Annotated in this window: 8 protein-coding genes; 5 read left to right on the forward strand and 3 right to left on the reverse strand. The window is 35.6% G+C overall.

All coding sequences use genetic code 11. The annotated features are described in order from the left end of the window. Positions 1-68: 68 nt before the first annotated feature. A complete protein-coding gene (locus BD809_RS05625; RefSeq protein ID WP_148781990.1) occupies positions 69-716 on the forward strand; it encodes an outer membrane beta-barrel protein in 648 nt (215 codons plus the stop codon). 79 nt (positions 717-795) lie between these two features. Here the strand turns inward: BD809_RS05625 and BD809_RS05630 are convergent, their stop codons facing one another. Next, entirely contained in the window at positions 796-3,546 is a 2,751-nt protein-coding gene (locus BD809_RS05630; RefSeq protein ID WP_148781991.1) for a TonB-dependent receptor, read from the reverse strand. Between the two features lie 296 nt (positions 3,547-3,842). Here BD809_RS05630 and ychF point away from each other — a divergent pair, with 296 nt between their 5' ends. Further along, positions 3,843-4,937 carry a redox-regulated ATPase YchF gene (ychF, locus tag BD809_RS05635; protein WP_148781992.1) on the forward strand — a complete coding sequence of 365 codons (1,095 nt, stop codon included), beginning with the start codon at positions 3,843-3,845 and terminating at the stop codon, positions 4,935-4,937. A gap of 230 nt (positions 4,938-5,167) precedes the next feature. Then, positions 5,168-7,357 (forward strand): tetratricopeptide repeat-containing hybrid sensor histidine kinase/response regulator, encoded by a 2,190-nt coding sequence (locus BD809_RS05640; protein ID WP_148781993.1) that lies wholly within the window; start codon positions 5,168-5,170, stop codon positions 7,355-7,357. An 11-nt stretch (positions 7,358-7,368) separates the two neighbouring features. On the opposite strand, the gene BD809_RS05645 is transcribed toward BD809_RS05640, so the two are convergent. Next, entirely contained in the window at positions 7,369-8,139 is a 771-nt protein-coding gene (locus BD809_RS05645) for an alpha/beta fold hydrolase (RefSeq protein WP_148781994.1), read from the reverse strand. A gap of 169 nt (positions 8,140-8,308) precedes the next feature. Here BD809_RS05645 and BD809_RS05650 point away from each other — a divergent pair, with 169 nt between their 5' ends. Beyond that, positions 8,309-10,183 (forward strand): M61 family metallopeptidase, encoded by a 1,875-nt coding sequence (locus tag BD809_RS05650; protein ID WP_148781995.1) that lies wholly within the window; start codon positions 8,309-8,311, stop codon positions 10,181-10,183. Between the two features lie 109 nt (positions 10,184-10,292). Here the strand turns inward: BD809_RS05650 and BD809_RS05655 are convergent, their stop codons facing one another. Then, positions 10,293-10,829, reverse strand: a complete 537-nt coding sequence (locus BD809_RS05655) for a hypothetical protein (protein ID WP_148781996.1) — start codon at positions 10,827-10,829, stop codon at positions 10,293-10,295. 267 nt (positions 10,830-11,096) lie between these two features. Between BD809_RS05655 and BD809_RS05660 the strand changes: the two genes are divergently transcribed. After that, positions 11,097-12,953, forward strand: a complete 1,857-nt coding sequence (locus tag BD809_RS05660) for a DNA topoisomerase IV subunit B (protein WP_148781997.1) — start codon at positions 11,097-11,099, stop codon at positions 12,951-12,953.

Here is a 12,953-nt window from a genome sequence, read left to right on the forward strand (position 1 = left end):
TAGGTTTTTTTTTACTTTTTAAAATTTAGTACTTTCGCCGGCGTTATAGCTATAAAAAATCTACGATCATGAAAAAAAATTTTTTATTTATTTGTTTAGCATTTGTTCTCTCGGGGAGTTACGCTCAGTATCGATGGGAGGTATCTGGTGGGGCTACGTTTTCTAAATTAAACTTAGATAATGTGGATACAAATAGAGGAATCGGATTCTATTTCAATGCCGGTTATGGTTATATGCTGGACGATAGAGCTAAAACGAGTATAATTTTTTCTTTGGAAGCCTTACAGCGTAGAAGTACTTTTGCAGACACGGCTTCAGAAAATATAGAAATTAATGGTGAACCATTTACAGTTAGGTATAATGAGGGTGATGAGATCAAGGCATTTCAAATTGGTTTTTCTCCAAAATTTAGAGTCATTACCGGACAAAATACAGATAATTTTAGAGCGTTTTTTCAAGTGGGACCTTCCTTTCGTGTAAACACAAAGGTAGAAAATGGAGATAAAAAGCTTAGTACTCAGGATTATGAACAGATCGTTTTGGGAGGAGTGTATGGAGCTGGCTTCTCTATAGCTACCGGAGAAATGTTTGATTTTATGATCGATGTAGGTGTTATGAACGATTTTATAGATAATCTAACTGATCAGAACAGTAAGTTTTTTGACATATATGCTAGAGTTGGAATCAGATACAGAGTATATGATGCCAGACGATAGTTTTTAAAACAGTAAAAAAAAATAAAAGAGCTTCAAAATTCAAATTTTGAAGCTCTTTTTTATTATTTATTTAAATAGTTTACAATTCGTAGTTCAGCGATAAGGTGAACATAGCACCCAACTGACTAAAATGATAACCATCATAGGTCATTTGTGAATACCTTTGATTAAAGGTAATTAAATTAGACTGAGTCTTAACTTGTGCAGGATCGTTTAAAATAGCATCTCCTGCAGAATTTAAAGAAACAAATTCCCATTCTGGCAATACATCTAAGATGTTATTAACGTTAAGAGAAATAGTAAATTTTTCTGTAGCATCAAATCCAATACCAAGATCTGTAACAACTTTAGGGATAAACTCGGTTGAAAGATTTTCATCTAACCCCTGTTGTCTAAAGGTTGTTTTTCCGAAATAGGTGTTATTCAATGAAAAATCAAATTTACCGATTTCATAAGTTGCTCCTAAAATCCATTTAGTGCGAGGTCTCGAAGTAAAGAATAATGCTTCCTGAGTCTCATTTACAACCGATTGTCCTGTGCCATTTAAGAATGATGGCTCTTTAACATCTCCGTCACGTTCGTTTTCAATGGTGTAGTTTCCTGATAAACTAAAGCCAAGTTCACCACTTCCTAATTCTATGTTTTTATAGTTTGCTACAAAATCAATTCCTGAAGTTCTTGTGTCGATAGCATTCACAAAAAAGCTTAAATCATTGAGTCCCTCGAAAGCGTCATTGGCTGGTGGTGCAACCTCTGTACTTAAAACGATTCTGTCCTCAACTTGAATATTATAATAATCTATGGTAAAATTGATTTTACTATTTAACTTCACACCTAATCCTACAGTTACGTTAAAAGATTCTTCAGCATCCAATTTAGGTAATTTAAGTAGTCTGGCTTGTGGTGAAACATTACTTACCAATCCTCCTACTTGAATTCCTTCTCCAGGGACAAAGCTATACTGTGCTTTCTGTGTGTAAATTTGGTGTAATGTGGGAGCTCTAAATCCGGTCGAAGCCGATGCTCTTAGCGTAATTTTGTCTTCCAAAAATTTGTAACGAGAGCTAACTTTCCAAACAAATGCTTCTCCAAAATCACTATAATCTTCTAAACGTACCGTACCGTTAATTAAGAAATCTTCAGTAATATCATAGGCGATATCAAAATAGCCACCAAAGTTATAACGGTTAAATTTACCGGAATTCTCAGGTCGGTTTCCTGCAAAAGAATCGGCTCCGCCACCATCCCATGACGCTTTATCTCCTTCTACAATTTCGAATGTTTCGTTTCTAAACTCAGCTCCAAAACCGATACTAACCTTATCTGATAATAACTTTGCAATATCGATGTTACCTACATGGTGGGAAAATTTTGTTCCACCCGGATCAAAGGAGATCGGACTGTTTTCTCTGTAAAGTTCAACAGCTTCAAACTCTTCACCGGGATCTGCCTGCCCATTTCCATTAGCATCGTTAAAACTAGCCTCAAATACAGCAAATCGATTATGTGAGTTGTTTACAGTATACGCTTGCGAATTTCCACCAGTCGTGTAGCTAATGTCATAATTCCATCCGTTCTTTTTAGTTTTAAAACCAAGAGAGGCATTATAATCATTTAAGTCACCTTCAAAGGTAGGGGCATAACCGATATACTCGCCATTATCTCCATTTGGAAAAAAATCAGCTAAATATGGGTGGTCAGCTACTGTTCTCCAATATGGTGTTCTGTAATTGGCAAAACTGTTTACCTTTTTGTAGACATACGCTGCATTCATATAAATTGAAGAGGCTTTGTTAAGATCGTAACCTCCGTTAACTAAAAATTTAGCCACTGCATTCTCTGGAGAACCATTTATATTATTAGCATCCGGATACTTGTTTAAAAAATCTCTAACATCAGCAATATCCGCTTCAAAGTCGATGGCTTCACCCTCTGCATCTACAGTCCCTGGACGATTTGCCAGGTTTGTTTTAGAAAAATCAATGGTGTAATTAAAAAAGCCATTATTCTCATTACCGATGGAGGTACCGTTGTTTAGGCTAACACCAATAGTTTCTCCGTCACCTTCGGATGTAATTCCTGTTCGAAGTGTCACAGAACCTTCATCATCGTTGTCTTTTAATATAATATTCATAACTCCAGCTATGGCATCAGATCCATATTGCGCAGAAGCTCCATCTCTTAATATTTCAACACGCTTGATAGCATCAGTAGGTATTGCAGAGATATCAGATCCTGTTTCTCCACGTCCGGGAGAAGTTTGAGTGTATAGTAAAGAACTTAAGTTCTTACGCTTCCCATTAATTAGAATTAAAGTTCGACTGGGTCCCATGTTACGAATTTCATAAGGATCCAATAATGATGTCGCATCATTTACAGGAGTTTGAACCGTATTAAAGGATGGAATTTTGTATTGCAATGCTTTGTCAAAAGTTAGTTGTCCTGTTGACGCTAACTCTTTTGCGGGTAAAACATCGATTGGCAAAGAAGAGGTTGTGTTACTTCTAGGCAATGCACGAGATCCTACTAACAGTACTTCTTCTAACTGGGCACCGCTATCCATCGTCACATTGATAGTGGATTTGCCTCCAACCGGAACTTCCTTTGAGGTAAAGCCGACATAACTGAAAACTAAAACAGCATCTGCCGGAACTTCAATGCTATATTTTCCATCAAAATCTGTCGTAGCACCATTACTAGTGCCTTTTTCAATAATGTTTACACCGGGTAATAATTCACCGTCTGCGTCCTTAACGGTACCTGTTACAGTTTGCTGTGCAAAACCTACAGAGGTGAGTAAAGTAAATAAAATTAGTGTGAGTTGTTTCATGTAAATTAATTTTAATTATTAGTCCTTTTGAGCAAATATACTTTAAAACCGTAATTTTTTAACATTTAGATTAACAATTTTTTATGGTTTTACCACATTTAACAATTTTTAATTAATTTATATCCTGTAGAATTATCTCAACATTTTTTACATTTTGGTATTAAAATTTGCTGATTATTTAAGTTAAGAATTCTTGATTTTGCTAAAGTGTGCCGACCTATTGTTTTGTTACCTCTAATAACATTATATTTGCGCTCGCAAAATAGGATCTTTGTGATCCTTATTAACCTATTATTATGAAAGCTGGAATTGTTGGATTGCCCAATGTAGGTAAGTCTACTTTATTTAATTGTTTATCTAATGCAAAAGCACAGAGTGCTAATTTTCCTTTTTGTACCATTGAACCTAATATAGGAGTTGTGAATGTTCCGGATGTGAGGTTAGAGAAACTGGAATCATTAGTTAATCCAGAGCGCGTATTGCCTGCTACTGTAGAAATCGTTGATATTGCGGGATTGGTAAAAGGAGCCAGCAAAGGAGAAGGACTGGGAAATCAGTTTTTAGGTAATATCAGAGAGACGGATGCGATTATACATGTTTTAAGATGTTTTGAGAACGATAATATTGTTCATGTTGATGGATCTGTAGATCCAATTCGTGATAAGGAAACCATTGATATCGAACTTCAGTTAAAAGATCTTGAAACTTTAGAAAAGAAACTCGATAAAATTAAGAGAGCTGCAAAGACAGGTAATAAAGAAGCTCAAAAAGAGGAGGCTGTTTTATTAAAATTAAAAGAAGGTCTAGAGGCAGGAATATCTATTCGTGCAATAGAAGTATCAGAGGATGATCACGAAGCTTTTGTAAAACCCTTACAGTTTATTACAGACAAACCGGTTTTATATGTATGTAATGTGGATGAAAATTCGGTAGTTGATGGTAACGAATTTGTTACAAAAGTAAAAGAAGTAGTTGCTCAGGAAAATGCCGAAGTAATTGTTCTGGCAGTAGCTACAGAAGCAGATATAACAGAGTTGGAGGACTTTGAAGAACGCCAAATGTTTTTACAGGATATGGGGTTAGAGGAAGCAGGAGCTTCGGTTCTGATTAGAGCAGCGTACAAATTGTTGAATCAGCAAACATACTTTACTGCAGGTGTCAAAGAGGTTCGTGCTTGGACGATCCCAATAGGAGCTACTGCACCTCAAGCAGCAGGCGTTATTCATACCGATTTTGAGAAAGGATTTATTAGGGCTGAAGTCATAAAGTATGATGATTTTGTTAGCTATGGTAGCGAAGCAAAAGCAAGAGAAGCCGGTAAACTTGGAGTTGAGGGTAAAACATACGTCGTAAATGATGGGGATGTGATGCATTTCTTGTTCAACGTATAGATAAAAATATTTTAATAAAAGTTAAGCTGATGTATCCACTACATTGGCTTTATTTTTTTTGGATAAGAACTGTAACGATTTAACAAAACACTAGTAAAAATGAATTATTTTTTTCATTTTACTGGTATTTTAAGGTTTTTACTGATATCTTTAAACAGGTTATGCATAAATTCATGCGATTTATGCATTCTTCCCGTAAATCATAAATTACATTTCAAAAGGCTAAAATCTTGAAAACCATATCATTTTTATTATTTTTTGTAGTCTTTACCCTTAGACTGGCGTTCGGTCAGCAATCTGTTGATCATATAGTCAATGATAGTTTACAGCAATTGATAGAGAAATCAAGTGATCTTTCTTATCAATATAAAATCAAAGAATCTCTTGAACATGCTATACAAGCAGCAAAATATTCAAATCGTATTAATAGTCATTATTATAAAGGACATGCTCATTATTTAATGGGGTATAACTATCAGATATTGACGGATTATGAAAATGCGGAAAAAAACTATACGAAAGCTCTGGAGTTGGGTAAATTGGCAAACGATTCTATTCTTATTTTATGGGCTGTTAATGGATTAGGAAATGTTTATTCTGAAGGCTTTAAGAATGTACCCAAAGCAGTTGAATTTTATTCTGAGGCGGTTGCCTTGGGCAAAAGTATAAATGACCCATATGAATATATGTCTCCTATAATTGATCTTGCCTGGACTTATATTGATGCCGAAAACTATAAAGAGGCCTATCCATATTTGATGGAAGCTGACAGCTTATCAAAAGTGACGAAGGATATCGAAGCCTTTTGTGAAATTAATTACTTGAAAGGAAGGTATTTTCTACATATGAATGCCTTAGAAAGGTCAAAAGATCACTTTAACCAAGCTTTAATGATGGCAAGGGATAATAATATGTTACGTGAGATGTCGTATATCTATGAAGCGCGTGCCGAGCTTTACAAAGTATTGAATAATATGGATAGCGCGTATTCTGATCTTAAAGCCTATCAGAAATATAAAGATCAATTATATACAAAGGAACAGCTTAAACAGATAGAAACGGCAAAGGTTGGCTTTGAAGTCGAGGAGTACGAACGAGAATTGGAGCAGACCAAAAAAGAGAAAGATTATCAAACACGTATTGCTAATAACAATAGAATGATCAACATAGTATCGGGGATATCACTGGTATTTTTATTGGGAGCAGTCTTCTTTTTTTACCGAGGCTATCACTCCAAGAAAAAGTTAAGTGACGTACTTAGTACTAAGAATAAAGAATTAATTGCCGCCAAAACGGAAGCAGAAGAACTTACTCGTGTTAAATCTCAATTTATATCAACTGTTAGCCATGAACTACGCACACCTTTATACGGAGTAGTCGGTATTACGTCACTGCTTTTAGAAGAAGAGGATATACATGAAAAACACAAAAAGTTGTTGAGTTCATTAAAATTTTCAGGAGATTATCTCCTTAACTTAATTAATAATGTGCTTCAAATTAGCAAAATAGAAGCAAAAAACATCAAGCTTACTAATACCCCGACAAATCTGTTTAAGCTTTCACAGAACCTTCTCAACTCTTTTGAATATCAGGCTAAAAGTAAGAATACCGAACTTATTTTGGATACCCCCAATGATCTTCCGGAAACCGTAGATGTTGATTCTTTACGCTTATCAGAGATTTTAATTAATTTAATAGGTAACGCTGCCAAATTTACTGAGAATGGTAAAATTTGGTTGAGAATTAGAATTATAGGTCAGAAGGATGATATAATTCATCTTCGCTTTGAGGTAGAAGATAACGGACCGGGAATACCAGAAGATAAGCAGGATTATGTTTTTGAAAAATTTTCTCAGGTCAATCGGGAATCAAATAAATTAGAAGGTACAGGTTTGGGGCTTTCAATAGTAAAAAACTTAGTCCAAATGATGGGGAGTACTATTCATTTGAATAGTAAGGAGAACAGAGGGACTCGCTTTTATTTTGATCTAAAACTACAGGTCATTCACGAAGATGCTCAAAAAAATCATTTCAATAATGATAATGGGGCGACAGAGGTGTATCGCCGAATTTTAATAGCAGAGGACAATAAGATTAATCAGATTGTGACAAAAAATTTATTAAATCTTATAGGATATGATTGTACTATAGTTGAAAATGGATTTAACGCGTTACAAATGGTCAAAAAAGAAGATTTTGATCTCGTATTAATGGATTTAAATATGCCATATTTAAATGGGATTGAAGCGTCCAAGCGGATACGGGAGTTTGATCAAACTACTCCCATCGTGGCACTCACAGCCTCAGAACTCGAAGAGGTACGACAAGAATGCATGGATGCCGGGATGAACGATATCATCAATAAACCCCTTAATAAAAACGATTTAAAAAATATTATCACCAAGAACTTACTTCCTTAAGAAGCTTTAACTCATTGTAAGTTAGCTATAAATTCACTCACTTTTTCTAGTACAAGATTCGGACATTCTTTATGTGGAGAGTGACCAATATTCGGAAGTATATACGCTTCGGCATGCTTACTAGAACTGTAGTCTATAATGGTCTCTACTTGTTTATTGGTGCCATATTCATCCTGATCACCCTGTATGATTAATGATGGACATTGGATATGTTTTAATTCTTTAGTTATGTCCCAGTCCTGAAACTCTTTGGATAACCAGGTTTCTGTCCACAGCGTAAAGACAGCTTCAGTTTTTGTACCATGATACCTTTCTAATTTTTGCTTCAAATTTGTTGTTTTATAGGCTTCCTTAGCTGTGAGGATACCTTGAAGCGTTTCATTCTCTACAAAAACGTGAGCCCCTTCAGTAATAATCGCCTTAAAAGTAGTTGAATAGAAAGAGGCTGCTAGTAAAGCAATGCTTCCGCCATCACTATGACCAAATAATATGCAGGATGTAAGTTTTAATGCTTTAAGTATTGTGTTCAAAATATGCGCTTCTTTAGCTAAATAATCACGGTCTCGATGCGCATTTGTAAACGGATCTGATTTGCCATATCCCTGTCGGTCATATATTACTACGTTACAGTTCGTTCTTTGAGCTAGTTGTATAGGAAAATCTCTCCAGAGTTCAACGCAGCCTAAAGAGTCATGCAAGAATACTAACGTTTGCTTATGACTGTCCAGAGGTAACGGTATGGCCACATTATAGGTGACCGAATCAAGGAGTAGTTTTTGCATAGATTCTAATATCGAATCCCAAAATTATATTAAAAATTAAACTAATCGATATTTTTCTCATCAAACCTGTAACACTCTTGGTAAAGCTTCGTCCAATATAATACAAGCATAACGCTAACCAACAATACAATTTTTTTTAAAATAAAAATTTCTTATTAAGACAGAATTCATGAAAAAAACATTGGCTACCGCGTCTCTGGCAATCTTATTGTATGGATGTGGAACAACTAAGCAAAATAACGATTTAGCAATTAATACACCTATTCAAACTTCAATTGATTTGGTGGATATACAAGAGGATAAAGCACCGGTTCAAATAAACCCCGGGCGTTTTACACAAGATACTGTAATGTACCGATTACCAAAAGTCGTCCAGGGGACGTATGCGGTAAGTGATTTTGGATCATTTATAGAGAACTTCAAAGCTTTTGACTATGCTGGTAAGGAAATTACTGCGGTAAAAGTTGATACAAATTCATGGCAAATTCCCAATGCACGTCAGTTAGATGTGATCCGGTACGAGGTGAATGATACGTATGATATTGAGCAAACTTCTAAAAAGACCCCTTTTTCGCCTTCAGGAACTAATATAGAGCCTGATAATTATGTCTTAAACTTACATGGTTTTATTGGGTATTTTGACAATTTGAAGTCGAATCAATATGCTTTAAGCGTGCATACGCCGTCTAATATGAAGAGAACTTCAGCATTATCGTTGGTCAGTTCGATAGCTAAGGATGATGCCACGGTGGTTGATAACTACATGGCTACCCGATATTTTGAAATCACGGATAATCCAATGATGTATGGAATGCTCGATGTAGAGGAATTCGAAGTTGGGGATATCAAGATTGTTTTGAGCGTTTATTCTCCAAACAAAACGCATACGGCTAAGGGTATAAAAGAAACTGTTTTCAAAATGATGAAGGCTCAAAAAGCATATTTGGGAGCTATCAACAGTACGCCACGGTATGATATTTACCTTTATTTGTCACCGGGCACAGAAACCGCTCCTACTGGTTTTGGTGCTTTAGAACATCACACTTCTACCGTAGTGGTTTTGCCTGAGCAAATGCCCGAGGATGCGTTAGCAAGTGCTATGATAGATGTGGTATCTCATGAATTTTTTCATATCGTGACTCCATTAAGTGTGCATTCAGAAGATGTACATTATTTTGATTATAATGCACCTACTTTTTCTAAGCATCTTTGGATGTATGAGGGAGTAACTGAATATTTTGCCACCTTATTTCAAGCAAATCAAGGATTGGTTGAAGAAAACGAGTTTTATGACAAAATTTTAGATAAAATAGTTGCCTCAAAAGGTTTTGATGATGAGATGAGTTTTACTGTAATGAGTGAAAACATTCTTGACGCTCCATATGCTGCAAATTATATTAATGTATATCAAAAAGGCGCACTAATAGGTATGTGTATCGATATTTTGATGCGTGAAGAGAGTAATGGAGAAAGAGGGATTTTGTCATTAATGAAAGAACTTTCCAATAAATATGGAAAGGAAAAACCATTTAAGGATGATAATCTGATAGCCGAAATTACAAAAATGACATATCCTTCAATTGGCGAATTCCTGAAAAATCATGTAGAGGGGACAACACCAATAGATTACGAAGACTTTTTTAATAAAGTCGGTTTAAAAATCACGTCAAGCAAAGTAGAAACAAATTATATTCAAAATGCAGGAGCTCTTATCGTAGCTGGAGACAAAGATAAAGGCGGTATTTATTTTAATGAATTGGTACTGGATAATAGTTTCTGGGCTGATAACGGCGTGTTACCTAAGGATTTTATAGTTTCTGTAAATGGGGAAGCACTTACTTTACAAAACGCTAATACGGTCTTGCGAGGTTCATTACAGTGGAAAGAAGGAGATCCTCTTAAAGTTGTACTAGATAGAGCAGGGGAAGAGGTTATCCTTGAAACGACCCTTAAGAAATCATACACGCAAGGCAAAACTATTTTGCCAGTAGAGAACGCAACAGAGCAACAGTTAGCATTGCGAAATGCGTGGGTAAAAGGGTAGTAGTATTCTTTTGCAAACAGTCCTAAAGGAGGATTGGCATTCAATTTAAAACAACAAGCTCGGGCAAATTTGCCCGAGCTTGTTGTTTTATACTATGTTTACTACCGTTTTACAGCGGGTCAGCAGTAACCTGATATTTCATTGCCGCGTTTATTTTAACCGTATTTGTCAGGGTTTCTTTTGTAACTACCTCTGTTCTCAAATTGTAAGAGGCACCTTTTACATAGACATCCAAAGCAGCATTCGTAGTTTCTAAATCCAATGTTTTTACGCCTTCCGGAATGGTATCAAGCGAAGCTAGTTCTATTTCATTCTCATCATTAGTATCGGATATAAAAATTCGAATGGATTTTAGAAAATTATAAGTTTGTCCTTCGGGAGAGGTGATGTTAAGTTTAAGAGATTTAAGCTTTATCTCTTTTACAAGGTCTACACGACTGTCATTTTGCTCAAACTCACTTTGTGAATTACTCTTTACCGGTGGTGTAGCGATATCAAAAGGAGTAGCAACCGGAATACCCGAGCCTATTTCAATGTCAGTATCATCAGAAATAGTAAACGTTAATAAATCATCAACTACATCACAAGCAACCACACTAAGTGCTACAGTGAAGAGCATCAGAAAAGATTTGGGAAATTTCTTCATCTTCATATATTTTTAAAATTAGTTTGTAAAGATATAAAAACAAATCTTATGCCATATGTTCGGCATAGGAGGACACCTTACCGATGTATAGCAAAATAATTTTTGTATGAATTGAAATAAGATGATCGTAAGATGAGTTATAAGGATAATAAACTGGTAATCAATTAATCAACAATATCAAATTTATATTTGTTAATTACTTTGTAATTGGCTAGTTTTAAATTTGTAGGTGAAGTCTTATCTTAGCGAGCATTCTACCCAAAATTTATGAGCAACGAAACGAAGTATACAGAAGATAACATACGATCTCTTGATTGGAAAGAACACATCCGTATGCGGCCGGGGATGTATATTGGTAAATTAGGTGATGGTTCTTCTGCCGATGACGGTATTTATATTTTATTAAAAGAAGTTTTAGACAACTCTATTGATGAATATGTGATGGGAGTTGGTAAAACCATTGACATCTCAATTCAGGGCGAAAAAGTTATTGTACGTGATTATGGCCGTGGCATCCCTTTAGGTAAAGTTGTGGATGTAGTTTCCAAAATGAATACCGGAGGTAAATACGACAGTAAAGCGTTTAAAAAATCGGTTGGATTAAATGGAGTAGGAACCAAGGCGGTTAATGCACTATCGTCATTTTTTAGAGTAGAGTCGACCCGAGATGGTAAATCAGCGTCTGCAGAGTTCGAAAAAGGAAATCTTACCAATCAGGATGGGCTGGAGGAGACCTCAAGACGACGCGGAACCAAAGTTTCCTTCATTCCTGATGATTCTATCTTTAAAAATTATAAGTACCGGACTGAATATGTAGCAAAAATGCTTAAGAACTATGTTTACTTAAACCCTGGTTTGACCATAGTTTTCAACGGTGAAAAATACTTTTCTGAAAATGGACTTAAAGATTTGTTATCAGAAAGTATAGGAGAAGAAGATCGATTATATGATATCATACACCTCAAAGGAGATGATATAGAAGTTGCGATCACACATAGCAAAACTCAATACAGTGAAGAATATCATTCTTTTGTGAATGGTCAAAATACCACACAGGGAGGAACGCACCAGGCAGCGTTTAGAGAGGCTGTAGTAAAAACGATACGGGAGTTTTATGGCAAAAATTATGAGGCAAGTGATATTCGAAAATCAATCGTTTCTGCAATTAGTATCAAGGTAACTGAACCGGTTTTTGAGAGTCAGACAAAAACGAAGCTAGGGTCTACTGATATGGGAGACGGGATGCCTACTGTAAGAACATATATTAACGATTTTCTTAAAACAAAACTAGATAATTACCTACACAAAAACTCTAATACAGCAGAACAGCTACAACGTAAGATCTTACAAGCCGAACGAGAACGCAAAGATCTTTCAGGTATCCGTAAGTTGGCTAAAGAACGTGCTAAAAAGGCCAGTTTACATAATAAGAAGTTGAGAGATTGCAGAGTGCATTTGACTGATAGTAAAAAGGATCGTAATTTAGAAAGTACCTTATTTATAACCGAGGGAGATTCGGCGAGCGGATCTATTACCAAGTCTAGAGATGTAAATACACAGGCAGTATTTAGCTTGAGAGGAAAGCCTCTTAACTGCTATAACATGAGCAAGAAAATTGTGTATGAAAATGAAGAATTCAATTTACTTCAGGCAGCGCTCAATATTGAGGAATCTATGGAGGATTTACGATATAATAATATTGTAATCGCTACCGATGCCGATGTTGATGGGATGCATATTAGACTACTATTGATCACATTTTTTTTGCAGTTCTTTCCTGAATTAATAAAAGAAGGTCATCTGTATATACTACAAACTCCATTATTTAGAGTTCGTAACAAAAAAGAGACAATATACTGTTACTCTGAACAAGAGAAACGTGATGCAATTCAAAAGTTATCCGGCAAACACGAGATTACTCGATTTAAGGGATTAGGTGAAATATCACCTGATGAGTTTGTTCATTTTATCGGAGAAGACATTCGACTAGACCCGGTAATGTTAGACAAAGAACAAACAATTGAAGAATTACTGTCCTTTTATATGGGTAAAAACACTCCTGATCGCCAGGAATTTATCATTGATAATCTCAAGGTAGAATTGGATACAGTTGAAGAGCAATAA

It is taken from the genome of Aquimarina intermedia (assembly GCF_008124785.1).
Classification (GTDB): Bacteria; Bacteroidota; Bacteroidia; order Flavobacteriales; family Flavobacteriaceae; genus Aquimarina; species Aquimarina intermedia.

Excerpts from the sequence above, each read along its gene's own strand:
- BD809_RS05625 (WP_148781990.1), top strand. The coding sequence starts at position 69 with ATGAAAAAAAATTTTTTATTTATTTGTTTAGCATTTGTTCTCTCGGGG.
- BD809_RS05630 (WP_148781991.1), bottom strand. The coding sequence starts at position 3,546 with ATGAAACAACTCACACTAATTTTATTTACTTTACTCACCTCTGTAGGT.
- ychF (WP_148781992.1), top strand. The coding sequence starts at position 3,843 with ATGAAAGCTGGAATTGTTGGATTGCCCAATGTAGGTAAGTCTACTTTA.
- BD809_RS05645 (WP_148781994.1), bottom strand. The coding sequence starts at position 8,139 with ATGCAAAAACTACTCCTTGATTCGGTCACCTATAATGTGGCCATACCG.
- BD809_RS05650 (WP_148781995.1), top strand. The coding sequence starts at position 8,309 with ATGAAAAAAACATTGGCTACCGCGTCTCTGGCAATCTTATTGTATGGA.
- BD809_RS05655 (WP_148781996.1), bottom strand. The coding sequence starts at position 10,829 with ATGAAGAAATTTCCCAAATCTTTTCTGATGCTCTTCACTGTAGCACTT.
- BD809_RS05660 (WP_148781997.1), top strand. The coding sequence starts at position 11,097 with ATGAGCAACGAAACGAAGTATACAGAAGATAACATACGATCTCTTGAT.